At 32.2% G+C, this 21,358-nt stretch carries 20 protein-coding genes and 2 pseudogenes; 5 read left to right on the top strand and 17 right to left on the bottom strand.

The annotated features are described in order from the left end of the window. Window positions 1–324: 324 nt before the first annotated feature. Together HMPREF3264_RS05450 and HMPREF3264_RS05455 are read right to left on the bottom strand one after the other, a co-directional pair. Window positions 325–1,548 (bottom strand): ABC transporter permease EcsB, encoded by a 1,224-nt coding sequence (locus tag HMPREF3264_RS05450; RefSeq protein WP_070872338.1) that lies wholly within the window; start codon window positions 1,546–1,548, stop codon window positions 325–327. Beyond that, window positions 1,541–2,281 carry an ABC transporter ATP-binding protein EcsA gene (locus HMPREF3264_RS05455; protein WP_070872340.1) on the bottom strand — a complete coding sequence of 247 codons (741 nt, stop codon included), beginning with the start codon at window positions 2,279–2,281 and terminating at the stop codon, window positions 1,541–1,543. Before HMPREF3264_RS05455 ends, HMPREF3264_RS05450 begins: the two co-directional genes overlap by 8 nt. A 131-nt stretch (window positions 2,282–2,412) precedes the next feature. Here HMPREF3264_RS05455 and HMPREF3264_RS05460 point away from each other — a divergent pair, with 131 nt between their 5' ends. The 4 genes from HMPREF3264_RS05460 (at window position 2,413) to HMPREF3264_RS05475 (ending at window position 5,237) form a co-directional block, all read left to right on the top strand. Next, complete coding sequence (locus HMPREF3264_RS05460; RefSeq protein ID WP_002443538.1) at window positions 2,413–2,835, top strand: HIT family protein; 423 nt, start codon at window positions 2,413–2,415, stop codon at window positions 2,833–2,835. A 79-nt stretch (window positions 2,836–2,914) separates the two neighbouring features. Continuing rightward, window positions 2,915–3,286, top strand: a complete 372-nt coding sequence (locus HMPREF3264_RS05465) for a YtxH domain-containing protein (RefSeq protein ID WP_002443539.1) — start codon at window positions 2,915–2,917, stop codon at window positions 3,284–3,286. Window positions 3,287–3,468: 182 nt separating this feature from the next. Then, complete coding sequence (locus tag HMPREF3264_RS05470) at window positions 3,469–4,038, top strand: DUF3267 domain-containing protein (protein ID WP_002443541.1); 570 nt, start codon at window positions 3,469–3,471, stop codon at window positions 4,036–4,038. Window positions 4,039–4,241: 203 nt separating this feature from the next. Further along, window positions 4,242–5,237 (top strand): peptidylprolyl isomerase PrsA, encoded by a 996-nt coding sequence (locus HMPREF3264_RS05475; protein ID WP_070833357.1) that lies wholly within the window; start codon window positions 4,242–4,244, stop codon window positions 5,235–5,237. Between the two features lie 157 nt (window positions 5,238–5,394). On the opposite strand, the gene HMPREF3264_RS05480 is transcribed toward HMPREF3264_RS05475, so the two are convergent. From HMPREF3264_RS05480 to HMPREF3264_RS05520, 9 genes and pseudogenes are all read right to left on the bottom strand, one after another. Then, complete coding sequence (locus HMPREF3264_RS05480; protein ID WP_037541522.1) at window positions 5,395–5,499, bottom strand: type I toxin-antitoxin system Fst family toxin; 105 nt, start codon at window positions 5,497–5,499, stop codon at window positions 5,395–5,397. A gap of 201 nt (window positions 5,500–5,700) precedes the next feature. Further along, a pseudogene (yhaM, locus tag HMPREF3264_RS05485) lies at window positions 5,701–6,641 on the bottom strand (3'-5' exoribonuclease YhaM). After that, window positions 6,641–9,577, bottom strand: coding sequence for an ATP-binding protein (locus HMPREF3264_RS05490; RefSeq protein WP_070872344.1), 2,937 nt, complete (start codon window positions 9,575–9,577; stop codon window positions 6,641–6,643). The pseudogene yhaM and the gene HMPREF3264_RS05490 overlap by 1 nt, the downstream one beginning before the upstream one ends. Continuing rightward, window positions 9,567–10,763 carry a metallophosphoesterase family protein gene (locus HMPREF3264_RS05495; protein ID WP_070872346.1) on the bottom strand — a complete coding sequence of 399 codons (1,197 nt, stop codon included), beginning with the start codon at window positions 10,761–10,763 and terminating at the stop codon, window positions 9,567–9,569. The genes HMPREF3264_RS05490 and HMPREF3264_RS05495 overlap by 11 nt, the downstream gene beginning before the upstream one ends. Window positions 10,764–11,147: 384 nt before the next feature. Continuing rightward, window positions 11,148–11,492 (bottom strand): YlbF/YmcA family competence regulator, encoded by a 345-nt coding sequence (locus HMPREF3264_RS05500; protein WP_002443551.1) that lies wholly within the window; start codon window positions 11,490–11,492, stop codon window positions 11,148–11,150. Between the two features lie 71 nt (window positions 11,493–11,563). Continuing rightward, entirely contained in the window at window positions 11,564–12,694 is a 1,131-nt protein-coding gene (locus HMPREF3264_RS05505) for a DUF445 domain-containing protein (protein WP_070872348.1), read from the bottom strand. 229 nt (window positions 12,695–12,923) lie between these two features. Continuing rightward, window positions 12,924–13,388 carry an XRE family transcriptional regulator XdrA gene (locus HMPREF3264_RS05510; protein ID WP_002443555.1) on the bottom strand — a complete coding sequence of 155 codons (465 nt, stop codon included), beginning with the start codon at window positions 13,386–13,388 and terminating at the stop codon, window positions 12,924–12,926. Window positions 13,389–13,640: 252 nt separating this feature from the next. Further along, on the bottom strand, window positions 13,641–14,264 hold the full coding sequence (locus HMPREF3264_RS05515; RefSeq protein WP_070833365.1) for a response regulator: 624 nt from the start codon (window positions 14,262–14,264) through the stop codon (window positions 13,641–13,643). Window positions 14,265–14,282: 18 nt separating this feature from the next. After that, window positions 14,283–15,395: pseudogene (locus HMPREF3264_RS05520) on the bottom strand (GAF domain-containing sensor histidine kinase). Window positions 15,396–15,573: 178 nt separating this feature from the next. On the opposite strand from HMPREF3264_RS05520, the gene HMPREF3264_RS05525 reads away from it, so the two are divergent. Further along, window positions 15,574–16,401 carry an RluA family pseudouridine synthase gene (locus tag HMPREF3264_RS05525; protein WP_070833371.1) on the top strand — a complete coding sequence of 276 codons (828 nt, stop codon included), beginning with the start codon at window positions 15,574–15,576 and terminating at the stop codon, window positions 16,399–16,401. 96 nt (window positions 16,402–16,497) lie between these two features. On the opposite strand, the gene fumC is transcribed toward HMPREF3264_RS05525, so the two are convergent. The 6 genes from fumC to queG form a co-directional block, all read right to left on the bottom strand. Continuing rightward, complete coding sequence (gene fumC, locus HMPREF3264_RS05530; protein ID WP_070872351.1) at window positions 16,498–17,883, bottom strand: class II fumarate hydratase; 1,386 nt, start codon at window positions 17,881–17,883, stop codon at window positions 16,498–16,500. Between the two features lie 152 nt (window positions 17,884–18,035). Next, a complete protein-coding gene (locus HMPREF3264_RS05535) occupies window positions 18,036–18,434 on the bottom strand; it encodes a hypothetical protein (protein WP_070872354.1) in 399 nt (132 codons plus the stop codon). A 233-nt stretch (window positions 18,435–18,667) separates the two neighbouring features. Continuing rightward, window positions 18,668–18,847 (bottom strand): SAS053 family DNA gyrase inhibitor, encoded by a 180-nt coding sequence (locus HMPREF3264_RS05540; protein WP_070872357.1) that lies wholly within the window; start codon window positions 18,845–18,847, stop codon window positions 18,668–18,670. 24 nt (window positions 18,848–18,871) lie between these two features. Further along, a complete protein-coding gene (locus tag HMPREF3264_RS05545) occupies window positions 18,872–19,471 on the bottom strand; it encodes a 6-phosphogluconolactonase (RefSeq protein WP_070872359.1) in 600 nt (199 codons plus the stop codon). Between the two features lie 179 nt (window positions 19,472–19,650). Beyond that, a complete protein-coding gene (gene trmL / locus HMPREF3264_RS05550; RefSeq protein WP_070833381.1) occupies window positions 19,651–20,121 on the bottom strand; it encodes a tRNA (uridine(34)/cytosine(34)/5-carboxymethylaminomethyluridine(34)-2'-O)-methyltransferase TrmL in 471 nt (156 codons plus the stop codon). Window positions 20,122–20,123: 2 nt separating this feature from the next. Continuing rightward, the gene (gene queG, locus HMPREF3264_RS05555) at window positions 20,124–21,251 is read right to left on the bottom strand and encodes a tRNA epoxyqueuosine(34) reductase QueG (RefSeq protein WP_070872361.1); all 1,128 of its coding nucleotides are present in this window, start codon (window positions 21,249–21,251) and stop codon (window positions 20,124–20,126) included. Between the last annotated feature and the right edge of the window lie 107 nt (window positions 21,252–21,358).

Genomic DNA, 21,358 nt, shown 5'->3' on the forward strand with positions numbered 1-21,358 from the left:
ATAATAGCAGTAAGATGATTTCAATTAGAAATCTTCTTACTGCTTTTTTTAATTCAATACTTCGTATTGCTTAGCTCCCTTGCCGCGGGCATGGCTTGGGAGTGATACAGAATTCTAGAATTTAAGAATTCGTATTATCACCCCCGCAAGGATGATTAGATGTTGAGCCTACATTAGCTCAACATCAATCAGCTACTGCGTAGCCTGCCTTTTAAAAATCAATTAACTCTGCAAGTAGTCTCAAGACGCATGCTATTCCTGCAGGCGTGTCGCCATCAATACTTCGCTTATCTTTAAAAAATGGACTTGTTGCCCAAACTTTTTTTAATCTCTTAATAGTGTTTCTTGGTATTTCAGTTTCTTCACAGTACTTCTAATCGTTAACCACCCTACTATAAAGAATACGATTGCGAAAAAGAATAATGCAGGATGTTTAATCACGAATGCAATGGTAAATATCGTTCCTACTATGATCATCAGACGATATAAAAATTGTTCATATCCTTTAATCACTTTTGTATCAGATACTGGCCACACTTGAGGCCATAATCCATAAGCTTGTTGTGTATAAAACTGAGACATTTGTAATAAGGTAATATACATAAATAAGCTTCCTATTATTATAGAAACGAAAGGATTAGATAGCCATATCATTAGCACTAAAGCAATGATGACTAATCTCAGAATGATACTAAACGCATCTCTCCCTCTCACAAAGCTTCTCACAAATAAGAATAAGTACATACGATTCTCATTAAACTTCTTACCTTTAGGTTTAGAAAGTAAGAAATCTAAATAACTTCTTCGTACTGCAGTTGCTCTTAAATGTTTCACATCCGTAAACATATTTACGAATTTATAATAATTTGTGTGATGTTGTTGCTCTATCGCTATCATTTTCTCCCATGGATATAATTGCTTTTTGCTTTTCATTTTCAAAATAAAGAAAAGACCAACTAAAATAAGAATAAAAATAATCGCGAAATAATTATGAAATCTTAAAGTTAAATAATACGTTAAAGCAAATAATACAAATAAAGTTAAATTAACAGTCCACGTCGATAATTTCAATTTCAACCATTGCCACTTAACCAATAAGCCTATATAAGGAAATATTAAGGCACTTATAGCAAATGCAATGTAAAATCCAAAATGATGGTTATTTAATTTATAAAAAAGTGGAAATAGCACAATAATAAGTATGATTTGCAAGAAAATTTTAGCACTATAGCTATAAATTAAACTTACTTTCATATAATCTTTCATATGCTTTTCAAATGGTAATAGAAAAATTCTATCGGCGTCCTTCAATAATGTACGTATTGGAAATAATGATATAAAAGCTACTACTATACTTGAGAATAAAGCATAATCAATGTGTTTAGGAATATGCTGTAGCCATTCACCATAACCAAAAATAAACGCGCCTAATAAAATAAGTAAAAACACAGTAAAGTGACCATTAAATATAAATTTATTATAATAGCTTTTTTCTTTACGAATCGCCTTGTATCTTTTATTGAACAAGGTTAATGCTTCATTAGTCATAGGCATTGCCACCTTGTGTCACATGGATATAGATGTCATCTAACGACTGCTCTTTTAATCCTGTTTGTTCACGCAATTCTTCAAGATTGCCGAATGCCACCACTTTTCCATGGTCTAAAATAATAAATCGATCACAATAGCGCTCTGCAGTAGCTAATATATGTGTACTCATTAAAACTGTGCGATTTTCATTTTTCTTTTCTACCATTAAATCAAGCATGGATTGTATTCCTAATGGGTCTAAACCTAAAAATGGTTCATCAATGATATATAATTCAGGATCGACGATAAATGCACAGATAATCATTACCTTTTGCTTCATACCTTTAGAAAAGTGACTAGGAAACACTTTTAATTCATTTTCTAAACGAAAAACCTTTAATAACGGTTCTGCACGTCGCATAGCTTCTTCTCTACTAAAGTGATAAGCCATAACTATCATTTCAATATGCTCTTCTAATGTCAATTCTTCATATATCACTGGTGCTTCTGGTATATAAGATAATTTTCTTCTATAAACTTCAATATCATCATTAATATTTGTATCTGAAATGGATAAAGATCCTTCCATAGGATTCAGTAATCCTAGCATGTGTTTAATCGTTGTGCTTTTACCTGCTCCGTTGAGACCAATTAAGCCAACGATTTCGCCTTTATTCAATTCAAAATTAATATCTTTAATCACAGGTCGTTTGCCATATCCCCCTGTAAGATGTTCAACTTTTACTGTCATAAGGCACCTCCATGCCAACTATTGTACCAAAAAAAGTGCTTTAAACCTAAAATTAGCATTGCTATGATGTTGTTTTATATGTAGGAATGCTATAATAATGACTATCACATGTTTTAGAGGAGTGTCGTGCTATGTCAGAAACTATTTTCAGTAAGATTATTTCTGGAGAGATTCCAAGTTTTAAAATTTATGAAAATGATTACGTTTATGCCTTTCTTGATATTTCACAAGTGACTAAAGGTCATACCTTATTGGTACCAAAAAAGGCTTCAGCAAATATTTATGAGACAGATGAAGAAACAATGAAACATATTGGCGTAGCTTTACCAAAAGTAGCAAATGCGATTAAAGCTGCTTTTAACCCGGATGGCTTAAATATCATACAAAATAATGGAGAATTTGCAGATCAATCTGTCTTCCATTTACACTTCCATCTTATTCCAAGATATGAGAATGATATAGATGGCTTTGGTTATAAATGGGAAACTCATGAAGATACAATTGATGATGAGGCTAAAAAAGAAATCGCTAAACAAATTCAAGCACAATTTTAATAATTATGCATATTCCTTGTTATACTGGGTATGATAAAAATAATACAATTATTCGACATATAAAGTGAGGAGAATAAGAATGAAAGTCACAAGAATATTATTTGGCTTAGGTGTAGGTGCTGCAGCTGGATTTGCAGTCGCTTTAAGAAACCGTGACGACCATAGTGTTAAACATAATACGATTGATGCTAGCCAACCCACTGGTGCACAATCAGAACTTGAACGTGAAATTGAGAATATGAAACAAACATTTAACGATATTCTTAATTATGGTTCACAAATCAAAAATGAAAGCGTTGAATATGGTAGTTCAATTGGTGATGAATTTAAAGACTTAATTGGTAACTTTAAATCAGACATTAATCCTAATATCGAAAAACTACAATCACATATCGAAAATTTACAAAATCGCGGAGAAGACATGAGTAATGCTTTCTCAAAAGATAAGTAATTAACGCGAGCTATGGGTCGAGCCCATAGCTTTTTTATTTTCAACTATAATTATGCGTATAAACACGAATGATATTTAAGCGCCCTCTTTTTATCAACGTCTATACTTTTAAGGCCTTGACTATTCTCATAAAGACGTAGATAATACGTAACGAACATTAACATGGAGATGAGGATTAAATTATGTTTTTATGTACTCGACAAATTGATATTCATGCGAGATTCGGTATTCAGAGAATCACATTTATAAGTATTGTAGCTACAATCATCACTTTTTTAGTCAGTTACGAGATCATGTATTATTTCTCTAACACACCACTCTCTGACAAACACTTTCTGATTTTATTATTATTTATCGTACTCATGTACCCTATTCATAAAGTGATGCATTTAGTTTTCTTTTTACCATTTTATAAATCGTTTAGAGTTCATAAATTAGTAAATAAAAAGTGGCTTCCATATTTTAATACATATGTGAATACACCTATCCATAAAATTTATTATTGTATTAATTTAATTTTACCTATTATTGTATTATCTGGCATATTCATATTATTGAGTATTCATTTTCCACAGTATGGTCATTACTTCATGTTCTTACTTTCGTTAAATATTGGGTTCTCAATGATGGATATTTTATATTTAAAAATATTGCTATTTTCAAATGATGGTCATTATGTCGAAGAACATCAGTCTGGGCTTCATATTTTAAATAAAGTAAATAATCCTCGTGCCACTAGAACATCTCTTTAAAAAGTATTTAAACATTCATTTGTGAATTTATATTGAATTTTCATAAATATAAACATAGTATTCAATTTAGAACATTATAAAATTTAGTTCATTTTCCCCCTTTCCTAGTCATACTATAGTCTTAGGAAGGGGGTTTCTAATTGGTAGTCATTCAATAATATGTTATATTTACGATGATTAATACATAAAGGAGCTATCAACTTATGAAATTAATGAATAAAATTATTGTTCCCGTGACTGCTAGTGCACTGTTACTAGGTGCTTGTGGTTCAAACGCAACTGAATCTAAAGACAACACGCTTATTTCTTCAAAAGCAGGTGATGTAAAAGTTGCTGACGTAATGAAGAAAATTGGTAAAGAGCAAATTGCGAATACTTCATTCAATATCGTTTTAAACAAAATCTTAGCAGATAAATATAAAGATAAAGTGAATACTAAAGATGTTGATGAAGATATTAAAAAAGAAGAAAAACAATATGGTGGTAAAGATCAATTTGAAAGTATGCTTAAACAACAAGGTATGTCACTAGATGATTATAAAGAACAGAAAAAACTTTCTGCCTACCAAAAACAATTACTTCTAGATAAAGTAAAAGTTTCTGATAAAGAAATTAAAGATGACTCTAAGAAAGCTTCTCATATTTTAATAAAAGTAAAATCAAAATCTAGCGATAAAGAAGGCTTATCTGATAAGAAAGCTAAAGAAAAAGCTGAAAAAATCCAAAAAGAAGTAGAAAAAAATCCTAGCAAGTTTGGTGAAATAGCTAAGAAAGAATCAATGGATAGTTCTTCAGCTAAGAAAGATGGTTCATTAGGTTATGTCATTAAAGGTCAAATGGTAGATAGCTTCGAAAAAGCGCTATTTAAATTAAAAGAAGGTCAAGTTTCTAAAGTAGTTAAAACAGACTACGGTTACCATATTATCAAAGCAGATAAAGAAACAGACTTTAATAAAGAGAAATCTAATCTTAAAGAAAAAATTATTGAACAAAAAGTACAGAAAAAACCTAAATTATTAACTGATGCTTACAAAGACTTACTAGATGATTACAAAGTTGATTATAAAGATAGAGATATTAAAAAAGCTGTAGAAGATTCTATCTTAGACCCAGATAAAATCAAACAACAACAACAGCAACAACAATCATCTCAAGGTGGCGCGTCAGGCTCTTCTGGTTTAACAAGCAGTGCTTCTTAAAACTTACTAAACGTTGTTAAATGGTTTATACTTTTGCATTTAAGCGTTAAAGTGTTATACTATAGTTAACAAAGATATCAAGCGTATATGCACCAAATCCCCTCACTATGCCAGTAGTGAGGGGATTTTTTATGGTGTGGCTATTCTTGTGTGTCGCCTATTTGCGTTTACCGTTGCGGTTGCGTAGCCAATGCGCAAATAATGCAACGATACAACCACTTGTTGCTGTGGTCATGATGTGTACAAAGATATCAAAAAGCATATATGCACCTCCTTCCCTTGTCATATTGACGCCTGAGAAGAGAAGATAGGCGACTTATATATTATAACATTGAACTTTCTTGGATTAAATTTGAAATAAAAAAGTGCAAAGCTTCTTTTCTATGTCAATAATGATTTAGTCACAAAATTGATGTGAATTCGTACCATTATTCATAAGAAAGCTTTGCACTTCTACTTCTAATTAATCTAAACTTGTTGGATTGTAAAATTGTCTATTTTCCAAACCAAAAATTCTTTCAGTAAATTGCCCTTTGTCTGTTTTCTTGAAGGCTTTCTCAAACATGTTCATTTTAGCATCGATATTATCAATAAAGAACAAAATTTCAGCTTCTTTTAAATGTGGTAATTTAGGTGATCCAAATTCCATTTTACCGTGATGCGCTAAAATCATATGTCTTAACAACATCACCTCTTCACCTTCTATACCTAATTCTTTAGCTGATTCAGCTACTTCATCACTAGCGATAGAAATATGTCCAAGCAAATTACCTTCAACTGTATAAGTTGTTGCAACAGGACCACTTAATTCTCTTACCTTTCCTAAGTCGTGTAAAATAATCGCACTGTATAATAAGCTTCTATTCAACAACGGATATATATCACAAATCGACTTAGCTACACGTAACATTGTTAATACGTGATAACTTAAACCGCTCGCAAAGTTATGATGATGTGAACTTGCAGCAGGATACGTAAAGAAACTATCTTGATATTTCTTTATTAAATGTCGTGTAATGCGCTGTAAACTTGCATTTTCAATTTCTAACATAAAATGAGAGAGCTCTTCTTGAATTTCCCGGGTGTCATAGGTGCGCCATCAACAAAATCTTTCGTTGATAAGTTATCTTCTGGTTTCGCTAAGCGCACCTGATTCACTTTCATTTGTTTACGACCACGATAATTAATCACATCACCTTTAACATGAACAATTTCCTCAGGTTTTAATGTTTGCATATCTTCTTTGGTCGCAGTCCATAATTTAGCTTCTATATCGCCACTTTTATCTTGAAGGTAAAGCGTCATATAGTCCTTACCTTGTGCAGTTACACCTTGCGTTGCACGGTGAATCAAGAAAAAGTGATCAACTGAATCGCCGGGATTTAAATTCTCTACATTTCTCATTATTTCCCGCCTTCCTCTAGTTTATTTAAAATAATCATTTCTTTAGATGGAATCATATTATCTTTAGTGCAAGTGAAATAAAGCACTTGATAATTTTTAGATAAATCTCTTAAATAATTTAACATTCTTTCTTTTCTATGTTTATCAAAATGAACGAATGCATCATCGACAATAATTGGGAAAGGATAATACGGTTTTAAAACTTTAATTAAACTAATTCTTAAAGCAACATATAACAACTCTTTAGTAGATTGACTTAATTCCATTGGTTCAAATACTTGTCCGTTGGCATGTTTAACGCGAATCGTATCATCTTCTGAATAATTGATCATCGTATAAGCATTGTTAGTTAAGTACTTAAATATTGAAATTGCTTCATTGATAACTTGAGGTAAACGCTTATCTTTAATTTGTTTAATATGTTCCACTACTAAGTTTTGTAGATAACTTAAACTTGCCCAATCTCTCGCAATATCGTTGAGTCTATTTTTCAAGCTATAATATTCATGTCTTAAATGCGCTAATGTTGTATCTGTTTCCATATGATTAATTTGAGCATTTAAATCACTTACCTCAGCTTGCATCTCGAGATATTGATCATTATAATCATCAACTTGTCTAGCTAAAGTACTATCTTCCTCATCTAATTGAGCTGTTGTTTTTTCACTTAATTTTGAGCTCATTTCGTATGAATAGTTTTGATTCTCAAGATATTTTGTTAAATCATTAAAACGATTTAAATTATTATGATACGTTTCATAGTCTTGATGATGTTTATAATAGCTTTCTTCATCTTCAACACTCACATGATTAAATAATTCTTTAATGACACTGTTGTTTTCATTTAAACGCGTTTTAAGTTGTTTAAGTTCACTTGAGAGTAATTGTGTTTCATCTTGATTTTTACGCCAACTATCGTTATTTTCTTCAGCGTTTTTCAACCACTGTTTAACATCATGGAAGAATGACATTTTATTAAAATAAGTAAAATGAGATTGTGTAACATCTTCAGCATGTTGGTAAAATTGGTCGATTTCACTAACTAGTTGTGTGCGCTTCTGATTTAACGCTTGTACGTATTTATCATGTGATTTAATATTCCCCATTGTCGTAATGCTATCGACAATAAGTTCATCAGAAATCTTAGGAGATAAATGTAACTCTTCTTTTACTTTATCGATACTTTCAGTTAATGAATGAAGACGATGTTGTGCTTCGTTCATCGTTTGATTTAAATAGTTATGTTTTTCATCTAACATTTCTTTCGTTTTAATGGCATTTTGCCATTGTTCACGAATACGATGCTGATGATCTAAATCAAATTCTAAATCATAGTTGCTTTCAAGTTGATCGAGTTGATTCTCTAAGTCATTAATTTCTTGAGCCATTGCTGTACTATAATCGACATCTTTAGTTTTTGATAGGAAAATACCTACAATAAAGATGACAGTCAAAATTGCAAAAATAATACCAAATATCATATTTGCTGTTACAAATGAAAAGACAGTAAGTGCCGCACCAATCAGTGCTAGTACTATAAATGAAATTCTCAATAGTTTCTGACGTTGATTTTTACGAACCTGTTCTTCTTCAAATGATTCTTTTAATTTTTCATATAAATTCTCTTTTTCATGAAGTTCCAACACTTGTTGTGCGTATTCTTTTTTCTTCTCAAATGTTTCTTCAGGAACTAAATCATTTTCAAGTTGATCGAGCTCATTGGTATTGGAATTACGTTCAATTTTATTATCTTCAATGCCACGCTCTAATTGTAAAATATAGGCACTTTGTTCTTGCTTACCTCTAATTTGTTCACTTACATGACTTTTCATTGCTTCAGAACTGTCCACTTCATGATGAGGTTCATTCCATCCTATATTTGCTTGTAGACTGTCCTTCTCTCGTTGTTTATCTGAAATATCTTTTTCAATTGAACGTAGTTCATATTCTTTTTGTTTAATTTCCTCTTCTTGTTGATACAGTCCATTAAACGCATCGATATCTTTCTGCTCTACAGGATGAATGCTTTCAGCGTCTTTATTTAATTGCGCTAAACGTTCCTCTCTAAGACCAATATCTCTTTCTAGTGACTGCTTATGAGACTTCGCAGTTTCATATCGATCTATGCCCTTTTCAGGAAAATGGATAGGCTGAATATTAAGCACTTGTTCTAAATCTTTCCATTCTTGAGTTTGATCATGAAGTGCCACTTCTTTTTGTTTAGCTTCATGCATCTTAGACAACTGATTTAAGTTTTGTTTCAAATGCTCTAAACGACGTGAGGATTTGTCTTTTTCGTCTACTAATCGATGATACGTATCTAATTTACTCTCTTCTTCACGTATTTGACTTTCAAGTTGTTTAAGTTGTTCTATCTGCTGATTAATAATTGGATTCTTGCCTGATTTCTTGTATAACTCGTCCTTTTTATGACCAATTGTGTCTCTCATACTTGTGAATTCAGTAGATCCAAGTGCACCCGCTTGTAATAAATAATCTTGTAATTGCTTTTCATCGAGATTACGGTGTATGTCTTGCAGACCTAATACATTAAATGAGAATATACCTTGATATGTCTTTTTAGAAATATAATTTAATTTCTTATTAAGCCAAGCCTCATCACGCACTGTACCGTCAGCGAGATATACCTTAACATCGCCTTGTGCACTACCTTTGATTCTTTCTACTTCAGCTTCTATACCATCATCAAATATTAAGGCTAACTTTCCACCGTATTGATTACCTAAACGTGGCTCAAGTCTAGGCTCTTTAGACTTTTTAGTAGGGAAACCAAATAAAATAGAATGGATAAATGCTTGTACAGTTGATTTACCTGCCTCATTTTCACCAAAAATTTCAGTGAATCCTTTATTAAAATTGATTTTACGCTGAACAAATTGACCATATCCATATATTTCAAGCGATTTAATTATCATTTTGTTCACCTCTCAACTCATCTTTTAACAGACTTTCCGCATGATTGACTAATTCAGTTCTATCAAATTCTGTATAATCATCTAAGAATTTTGAAGCTCTTGGATTAAGATACAAGTCACTCATAGCAGAATTAAATACTGAGGCATCTTCTAATAAATCAGAAGAAAATTCATTCACAAGAGGTGATTCATCATTTTGAACATATTGAATATTTAAATCCTCTATGAATACGAATTGATTTTCATTTTCTTCAAATTCTGTAATCATTTCTTTCACTTGGATAAGATCTTGAGGGGCAATGGTATCTTCACTATTAACCATTACCTTTAATCGATAGAACGCTTTACCCTCAGGTCTTACCTTGTCTTTGAATGATTGAATGTCCTCATATAAACCTTGTTTAGAGGTATGATCTGTATTGATCGTGGCCTCTTCAAATTTAATATACTGTGTAGGATAAAATTCTGTAGTCAATTTGAGATGGTCACCCTCTATGAGCAAACATCCTTTTTCTCCTAGCTCGTTGAAATGTCTACCTTGGATATTACCTGGATAGTTAATCACAGGCATATCACTTAATTGTTCACGTTCATGAATGTGTCCTAACGCCCAATAATGATAGAGGCGACTATTTAAATCTTCTAATCGGAATTCAGTATAGCGATTATTTATAGACGATTTGCTATAAGTGCCATGTAGAACGCCGATATGTATTCCTTTTTGTCCTTGACTTGAAGGATAGGAATCAATTTTATTTTCATAACTCGTATCATTCTGATAACTAAATCCATGTATAAAAATAGTTTCCCCGTCTTTAGTGATGGCTTGATAGGTTTCTACTTGATTCGAAAATACAGAAACATTGTTAGGCCAATTTGCAGATATTTTTGAAGTCAAAGGATCGTGGTTTCCATGACATACGTATACAAATATTTGCTCTTTACGCAATCTTTCAAATTGTTCCTTTAGGAAGACTTCCGCACGGAGCGTACGATTCTCATTATCAAATAAATCACCCGCGATAATGATAAAATCTACTTCTTTTTGTAATGCTAAATCTACAATATTTTTAAAACTTTCATATGCACTTTTTTGAACATCTTCAAATATTTTAGGACTCAAATGACTTTTAGATTTGAAGGGACTGTCTAAGTGTAAGTCGGCACAGTGTATAAATTTAACCATAAGTTTAATTCTCCTTAGAAAAGCCGTAAAGTTAAAAGATATAATGCAATTTGAATGTACTTCAATTATTGATAAAAATAAAAAAAGTTAGCATTAAGATAGATGAATGACAATAAATTAATAAACTATGTATCATGAAAAATAACTTTACTTTATATTTAATTATTTTACCATAACACTTAAAGTTCAGTCGACGACTAAGAGTATCATTCATCTGAAAATTAGGCGTCATATAATGGAATTGAACTGAATACGATATTTAACTCAAATGATGGTGCCTAATCATATGAAAAAAGCCTTAGAAAGATTATAATCATAACCTTTCTAAGGCAAATATTAAGTCTAGAAGTTGTATCTTCCAAACTAAATCTAAAGACCTATCAATTAGTCAGCGTAAATTTCATCTAATGGTTTTACGATGATTTGGTTGATTTCTTGGAATACTTGGCTCATTTTTTGCTCAGCATTCATTAATTCAGAGATATTTTCATCTTTTTCGATTTCTTGAGCTTGTTCTTGAGCTTTTTGTAAGTCTTCTTCAGGAATTTCTTCACCTTGCATTTGTTTTTGTTGGAAACTGATTTGAGTTTCACGGAATTCATCAAATAATTTTTTTGATTCTTCGTTTTCTTTAACTTTTGCAAATGCATCTTTAATCGCTTTATATTCGTCACTGTCTCTTAAAGCTTGTTCTAATTGATTTGCATAATCATATAAATTTACTGCCATAGTTCATTGCACTCCTTTGAGTTAATTTGTGTTTTAACCACTCATAAATTACTTTAACATATATGTCACCGTTAGACAAAGATTGCAATCACACCTTGGAATAAACCGATAATACCTCCAAGAATAAAACCTAATGACATGATTAATTTTAATTCTTTATTGGCAATTTCTATAATTAAATTTTCAATATAATCTAATTCGAACGTGTTAATTTGATCTTCGATGAGTTGTCGTAAATTAATCTTTTGCATAATTTTTGTAAGATGTTGAGAAATATTATGCACAATGACAGATGTTATTTTAGTTGCTGCTTCATTTTCCAAATAATGAAGCAATTGAGGTGCTAATTCGCTTATAGGTATTCGTACTTTATCATTCAAATTCATATACGATAAAACAAGTTCACTTGTTGACTTGGAAATATTTTCAAATTGTTCTTTATCAATTAATTCAATTAATGTTTTATTCTTTAGCGTCTCATATTCGTTTCGAATCACTTGATTAATAATCGTACGCGCTTTCGGATGTTGAGTAAGACGAATCAATTCATGCTGTATACGCTCCGCGATACTTTCCTTTGTCATAAACATTTGTAGAAGACCTACTATTTTTCCCTTTTCCTGAAAAAAGGTATCCAGCATATCATAAATATCATGCGCACCTTTATCTGAGTTTAAATAAACCTTTGCTCGTTCACATAATAAATCTGCTATATCTTCTACTTTATGGTCAGCTAATTCGATAAGTTCTTTGGGAAGCAAATGGTGTATTGTTTCGTGTTGATGATTATAATAGAAGGCGTTCAATTGCCCTTCGATTGCGGGGCTAACCTTTCCATCTATCACTTCATGAATATTAATATCAAAGAACTGTGCAAAATTTTCAATTGTTGCATCTTTACCTTTGAGTTTATGAATTTGTGTAAGAACTAAATCATGAATCGCGTCTCTTGATTGAGGTTGGTTGAGTTTTTCACGAATCATTTCCTCTGTAATTAAATGGTCTTCAATGACTTGGCCTATTTTATTCGCAATCTCATCTCGTCGTTTGGGGATTAATCCAGGTGTGAATGGGATTCGCATTTTAAAAATATAATATGGTTTAAATGGGTGGAATAACATTCGTATTGCGATAACATTTGTAATACCACCGATTAAAGCGCCAATAATGGCCATAAAAACAATAATTAAAAAGGCATGCATAACCTTGACTCCCTTGTATCAATTTAAAATGTGTTTCGATTATAACACCATTTAACCTTTCACTCGTGCTATTAAACTTTGACTTAAACTAAAATAGTAAAAATAAAACGATGAAATCAAAAGATTGAGTTCATCGTTACGTGTAAATATTATTATCATAGCGTTAATCTATCATTTTAATAAAGTGACTAAATCGTTTCTAGATTCTACTATCACTTTTCAAAGAGAATTAGATGTGTACTAATTCTTCTTTAGCATTTCTATTGAAATATGTTTCTGCTTCTCTCATTTTAGAAGTACCGAAGATAGGTTGTTTATCAGCATTTAACACACGGTAAATATTGCTCACTTTATTGCTTTGTAAAATAAAGCCATTACGTGTTTCGATTGTATTCCAATAAATATCGCTTGTTGTTGCGTGATTTGGATACGCACAATGATTTCTTGAAATCGTTTGTACGATTTCTAAAGGATCACATCCAAATGTGCTATTTAATACATCTGAATCTCTAAATAATGCACAAATTGATACACATGTCGTCCAGTTAGGTAAAACTCTTTCTTTTTCAATTTGTACTAATGTTTTCTTTGAAAGGCCAATTGTTTGGGCCATTGTATCTTGCGTATAACCCGCTTCAATACGAACCATTTTAAATTTTGTCTGAATTAAATCTGTGAAACTCTGTCTATCCATTCTATTTATCTACCTTTCTAATTGGAAATATTTTATCCGGACACAAGAAATTGCAATTATACACATTTCTTGAAACACAAATTACATCTTAATATATTTTTAATAAAAATAAAAGAGTGAATCGTGTTTTTCTACCTATTTTTATTAAAGGCAAAATTATCAAAATAATTAAATATTTACATTTAACGGTATCCGCTCAACTTTAATTTGAATTTTAAATTGAGTACTAATAAATTGAACTTTTTATGACAATTAAATTAATTTATTTTCCATCGCATAAATTGCTGCTTGTGTTCTATCCGTGACTTGCAACTTATTAAAGATATGACTGACGTGAGTTTTGATAGTCTTTTCCGAGACAAACAGGGTTTGAGCAATTTCTTTATTCGTCTTCCCTTTCACCATTTCTCTTAAGACCTCTACTTCGCGCTTGGATAATTTATTTGTAAAATGAGGTTTCTTAGATACAGCTTCAATTACATTTTTAGCTTCTGGGTGAATAATACGTTCACCGTTTAAAACTTTATGTATCGTTTCAATAAGTTTCTGAGGTTCGACATCTTTCATCTCATAACCATCTGCGCCTTTATCGATGGCTGAAATAACATGTTCGTCATCCACGTAACTCGTTAATACTAATACTTTAATTTGTGGATATTGTTTTTTTAGTATTTCTGTAATCTCTATCCCGTTCATTTCCGGCATAACTAAGTCTAACAATACGATGTCAGGTTCTTCATTTTCCTTTAAAAATGATAAGAACGATTGCCCGTCAGAAAAGCCTTTGACTACTTCTAAATCTTCAACTGTTGAAAGTAAAAATTCTAATCCTTGTCGTACGATATGATGATCATCTACTAATACTACTTTATGCATAATGTTTCTCCTTTTTAATTACTTTAAAGGTATCCTAATTGATATCGACGTACCCTGTTGAGGCGTTGAATTGATGTCTATTTTACCATCCATCGCATGTGTACGTTGCTTAAGGTTCTTCAAACCATTAGAAGTATTATCATTGATTGAGTTAAGGTCAAATCCCTTTCCTGAATCAACAATTTGAATGATTAAATGTGCTTTATCTTGTGTTAAATGCAAGAATACTTCATTGGTATCCGCATGCTTTCGAACATTATTCATTGCTTCTTGTATCATACGATAGACATTTTCTTCAATATAATTGGATAAATCAATCAGACCATCAACATGCACTTCTAAATCAAGATTTAAGACATGGCTATAGTTATTTAAAGCATGCACCAGCCCATGTTCTAACCCGACAGGTTTTAACTGCCATATCAGTGCTCTCATTTCATTCACAGCATTTTGACTTGTTTCTTCAATTGTTTTAAAGGCCTTTTTAGAGAATTCATCTTCAGTCATACCTTGAGCTGCATGGGCAGTTAATTTTAATGAGAATAACATCTGATTGACCGATTCGTGAAGATCACGTGCTAACCTATTCCGTTCATTAATTTTAGCCGCCTATTTCTCTCTATCCGTAAGTAAAATACGTTTAATTGCAGAACCGATTTGAAATGCTACGGACTCCAGTAATTCTAAATCTTCTTCACTATAATGTTGTTTGTTCGAAGAAGCGACATTGAGTAGTCCAAATTGTTCTTCACCGGAACGAAGAGGCACAGTTGCATGATGCGTAATACCTTCCGTTTCTTCATGATATGCACGATTTGCTAAATTAATTCTCGAACAATTGATGATATTAGAAGCCTTCGTTAGCTTCCTATTATGATATGCCTGTACACACCAACAGCTTCCTACTGTCATATAATGGCACTCTTTTTTCGATAATGCACCAGGGAGGTCAACTGCTGATACAAGTTCATGCTCACCTTCCTGATTGATGAAGAATATCCATCCCGTAGTGAAGTCACTACCATCTATCAGTGAACGTAAACCCCCATGCATCATGCTATACATTTCAGTTTCCTCATTAAGAAATTCTGCTATTTCCTTTAGCAATGCGAGTCTAGTTGGCTTCTCCATTTTATCGCCCCAATACTTTATCCATATTATTTACATTATACATGGGTTCGCTTTATTTTAAAAATAGAGTTAAATACATCATTGAAAAGTGTTTGAGGATTCATTTTTCAAAAAATAAACATGATATAGAGAATAAATAATTTGTGATATGATGATATAGAAACTATAGGAGGATATTATGAAATTTACGATACCTGAACAATATAATGAATATACGTTAAGAGAGATATTTCAACAATTGAAACTTCCTAAGAAGGATTTACATCAGCTGAATATGTCAAAAGAGATAAAAATCAATGAGCAACAAGCTAAATTAACTGACAAAGTTGTCACTGGGGACGAGGTCATTGTGCCCACGCCAGAAGAAAAAAGTAATTATTTACCTAGTTATCGTTACGCACAAATCTATTATGAAGATGATGATTTAGCCATCGTTATGAAACCTAAAGGTGTTAAAACGCATCCTAATGATTTAAAAGAAAGTAACACTTTAATGAATCACATTATTTATACGATAGATAGTGACTATGTTGAGCCAATCCATCGTCTTGACCAAGAAACAGTGGGCTTACTGATCGTAGCAAAGAATCCTATTATGAAGAAAATATTGGATAGAATGTTAGAAGATAATCAAATTACGCGTGTCTATAAAGCGAATGTAAAAGCATTGTTGCCTATTAAACCACAAACGATAGATATGCCTATTGGTAAGGATAAATTTCATCCTAATAAACGCAGAATTTCAAATACTGGCCAACGTGCGATTACACATATCTTAAGTTCTCAAATGATTAAAGAAGGTGTCTGTCAACTTGATATTAAATTAGACACGGGGCGTACACACCAGATACGTGTACACTTGGCTGAAATAGGTCATCCTGTCATTGGTGACCCTCTGTATGGCGATTCTACATTACGTCAATTAGAATTAAACAGTCATCAAATTGAATTCATTCATCCACTTACACGCGAACTGATTTCAGTAAGTTTAGATGATAAGAAATAGTTGAGGATTGAAACACGATACCAAAATAAAAGCGAAGGAACAATAGACAAATTATAAATGTCTAATGTTCCTTCGCTTTAGTTATTTAAATAAATTTTAGTGAGGATCAACCATATCTTCTGGTTTAATCCATTCTTCAAATTGTTCTTCTGTCACATAGCCACTATTAATAGCTGATTCTTTTAAAGTTAAACCTTCTTTGTGAGCTTTTTTAGCAATTTGAGCTGCTTTTTCATAACCAATATGAGGGTTAAGTGCAGTAACTAACATTAATGATTGATTTAAGTAATTATTAATGTTCTCTTCGATTGGCTCAATACCTCCAGCACAATTATCATTAAACGTTTGCATACCGTCAGCTAATAAATAAATTGATTGTAGCGTATTATGAAGAATAACTGGTTTAAACACGTTCAGTTCAAAGTTACCTTGTGAACTTGCGAAACCTACAGCAGTATCATTACCCATCACTTGTACTGCTACCATCGTTAACATTTCACATTGAGTAGGATTAACTTTACCCGGCATGATAGATGAGCCTGGTTCATTTTCAGGAATAGAAATTTCAGCTAAACCAGCACGTGGACCTGAAGCTAACCATCTCACATCATTAGCTATTTTCATTAAATCGCCAGCTAAAGCTTTAAGTGTACCATGTAATTGAACAACTTCATCATGTGCTGTCAATGCATGGAATTTATTTTCAGATGAAACAAATGGATAACCTGTATTATCTGAAATGAATTTTGCAACTTTATCACCAAATTCTGGATGCGCGTTAATACCTGTACCTACAGCTGTTCCACCAATAGCTAAGCTAAGGATATGTTTTTTAGATTCGCTTAGCAATTCTTCACATTTGTCTAACATGTAACGCCAACCGCTGATTTCTTGGCCTAATTTAATTGGTGTCGCATCTTGTAAATGTGTACGTCCAATTTTAATGATTGATTGATATTGGTCTTCTTTTTCTTTTAATGTATCACGTAAGTTTTTAAGTGCTGGTTCTAATTTTGTTTCAACTTCATGATATAAAGCGACATGCATAGCTGTAGGGAATGTATCATTAGAACTTTGTGATTTATTAACATCATCATTTGGATGAATTGATTCATCACTATTATGTTCTTTTAAGTATTCATTTGCTACGTAGCTGACAACTTCATTCACATTCATGTTACTTTGTGTACCACTACCTGTTTGCCAAACGACTAATGGGAAGTGTTCATCTAACTCTCCCTTTAAAATACGGTCGCAAGCATATACGATTGCATCTTTCTTTTCATCACTTAACTTACCAAGTTCATGATTGGCTAACGCAGCACCTCTTTTTAATTGTGCAAACCCATAAACGACTTCAATTGGCATACGTTCTTTACCTACTGGAAAGTTACGTTTACTTCTTTCAGTTTGAGCACCCCAATATTTATCTCCAGGTACTTCAATTTCTCCAAAAGTATCATGTTCAATTCTGACTGACATACATTTCTCTCCCCTTATTGTCTTTATTTATTTGTAGTATAGCACTATTTAATTTAGATGGGCAACGATGAGGTGAAACGTTTACATAATAAAAATGACCCTAATTACTTTGCTTATCTACTAAAATAATTAAGGTCTCAACTATGTGAAATTTAAGAATGTTTATATTTAGTTTTAGTCGCTTGAACAATCGCAATTGCCAATAATATGAATAATATGGCGCTTATTACTATTGTGACAGGACTAATTTGGACTAAAAATCCTAAAATGCCAGTAAGTCGGCTATAAAAATCATTCAAGGTATAAATCAGTATACCTGTAATTGCTAAACAACAAATGACGCTAATGATTACACCAGATTGATTACTTTTAATAAACGTTTGTGCACTCACGTCATCTACTAATCCTTTAGAGAGATTAAGTTGTAATTGCACAATTTTAAAAAGTAAGGGCAAGTATAGTGCTCCTAAAGCAAGAGGAAAGCCTTTGACTGAGATTAAACTTATAATCACAGTCGCTATCATTAAATGTATCCAATATTTTCCTAGCATATTTTAAATCTCCTTGTGTTAATCACTATTAAGTATGATATCACAATTGTGATTGATGAGGGAGATAAGCATGGTACAAAGTTGATTGGTGACATAAATTTTCAAAAATAAAAAAACTGAGATGTATTAATGATCTCAGTTTCCTTAAACATTTTGGCCAGTAGATGGTGAAATTGAAAGTGTGCTTATAACAAGCTTCTTACAATTCTAGCCATCCTTGCCCCATTATTAAATTATTTATCTTGTAGGTCGGAACGTACGTCTTCGTCATGAGATTGATTCAGTTTGTCTTCATCATTCTCTTCTGAAATTTGTTCCATTTCTTCACCTAATTCTTTCAAATCATCTAAATCTGTCACCATTGCATTTTCTTCTTCATGATAATTCAATTTAGATTCTTGTTCTTTAGCCATTGTTTTCCCCCACAATCTCTATGGTTAGACAAAACGTGCTGTGAAGTACTCTTTAACGTCTTCAGGTAAACCTGCAGCCGCTTCTTTATCTAAGATAACATTAACCATACGATGTGCTTTTAAATCTGCTGGTTCATAACTAGATTTACCATTTTCACGATATAATTTCTCAATCACATCACGTTTATTGCTACCAGTGACTACTAAGAAGATTTCTCTAGCTTCCATTAAACCTTGTCGTACGCTAACATCTAATTTGCCATTTTCATCGATAGAAAGAACTTGAAGGATTAATTTTCCTTTATTTTCTTTCGTTTTCATTTTATCTGAGATAAATTCAATTGCATCTTTTTCATAAGAGATTGAATAAACTTGACTTTCAGGTACTCCTAAAGCTTCATAATAAGAGCGATTGTCGTCATAATCTAAGATATTGATTTGACTAAAGTCTACAGCGTGTGTATCAACGTTTTTCTTAAGTTCATCTAAAACAGGCGCTTGGTCCTTGTCTAAATGAAATCCTGCAATTGTTGTAGGATTGTTATTAAATTGTTTACGAATAATATCAGCAGCGTATTCTGCTACTCTTTCATTATTATCAAATACTTTAAAGTTCATTGCCATATTCATTACACTCCTCTAAGTTTGCTCTTTACATAGAATGATTGATATTAATTTCAAATATACCCATTTGAGTTATTTGTCAAACCAAACTATTACGCTTGAATGTCAATTCTTCATGTTTAAATATAACATTTCTATCTACATTATTACATTCACTTTTATTTTTCCTGAAAATTAATTTATGAAAGATTTGGAAATTGTTGTTGTCTCAATGCCTCATAAATAAGTAATGCGGCTGTATTAGATAAGTTCAAAGATCTAATTTTATCACTCATAGGTATTCTTAATGCAGTATCAGCATATTTCTCTTTCACCCAATCAGGAAGGCCAGTTGTTTCTCTACCGAAAATAAAATAATGTTCCTCTTCAGTATTTGAAAAATTAAAATCACTATAAGTTTGTTTTCCAAATTTAGTTAACAAATAATAATTTCCTTCGGTACTTTCAAAGAACGCTTCAATACTTTCGTGATAAGTAATGTTTACATGCTCCCAGTAATCTAAACCAGCCCTTTTTAACATCTTATCGTCTGTACTAAATCCTAAAGGCTTAATAAGATGTAAATGTGTAAGTGTTCCTGCACACGTTCTAGCAATATTGCCTGTATTTGCAGGTATTTCTGGTTGGAATAAAACGATATGATTCGTCATAGTTAGTCTCTCCTCATTTCCAAGCCTTTTTTCATTTCAACTTGGACTTCCTCTATTTCTTTTTCAAAATTTTCATTTATAAAATGTCGTGCGTCTTCTCCTTGAATTTGTCCTATAGCCCAATAAGCAGTTCCTCTAATCATCGGTCTAGGATCATTTAAGGCGACTTCTTTAAGTTCAGGAATCGCATTTTCTTCCTTAAAATGCGCTAAGGCGATAATCGCATTTCGTTGAATTGGCTTTTTACCTCTCCAAGCACCAGCTAAATGCCCGTAAGTATTTTTAAATTCTTTGTTACTCATTTGAAGTAATGGGACTAATCGCGGCTTTAATATTTCTGGTTCAAGAACGATATCATCATGTTGCGTATTAATGCCTCTATTTTTTGGACATACTTGCTGGCAAGTATCACATCCATATAAACGATTTCCAATTTTATAACGATACTCATCCTTCAAATAGCCTTTCGTTTGAGTTAAAAAGCTAATACATTTTTGACTGTTTAATTGACCATTTCCCACCAAAGCACCAGTAGGACAGCGGTCTACACATATCGTACAGTCTCCACAACTATCTAAAATAGGGTCATCAGGCTCAAATGGTATGCTTACTAACATTTCTCCTAAATATGTCCATGTACCTAATTCAGGTGAGATAACAAAACCATTCCTGCCTACAAAACCTAGCCCAGCTCTTTCAGCTACTGCCCTATCAGATAAGACACCAGTATCTACCATAGATTGTATTTCAACATTTGGCACTCGTTCTCTAAGAAATTCACTTAGTTTATCAAGTCTTTTCCGCATAATTGTATGATAGTCTTCTCCCCAAGAAGCTCTTGCGAACATACCGCGTCTATCTCCTCTTACACTTTTAGGTGCACCCTTCAATTTATTCGGATAACCTACCGCAATAGCAATAATAGAACGCGCACTTGGTAAACTTAATCTAGGTTCAGTTCTTAAAGCTATATCGGACTCTTCAAATCCAGATGCGTACCCTCTGGAATGATAACTTTCTAATTTCTGTTTTAGCTCATCAAATGGATCTGCAGTTGTGAAACCTATACTATCAATACCTATAGAATGAGCATAGTCTATTATCTCTCTTTTTAACTGCTTGTAATCCACAGCTTTGCCCCCTCACAAAAAATTACATATGCCATTTTAACACATGTTCGCTTTTCATAGCGTTTTAGGGTTTTATTTTTTACAAAAAAAGAGCAGAACCGAAATCA

The organism is Staphylococcus sp. HMSC62A08 (assembly GCF_001839105.1).
In the GTDB taxonomy this organism is placed as follows: domain Bacteria; phylum Bacillota; class Bacilli; order Staphylococcales; family Staphylococcaceae; genus Staphylococcus; species Staphylococcus caprae.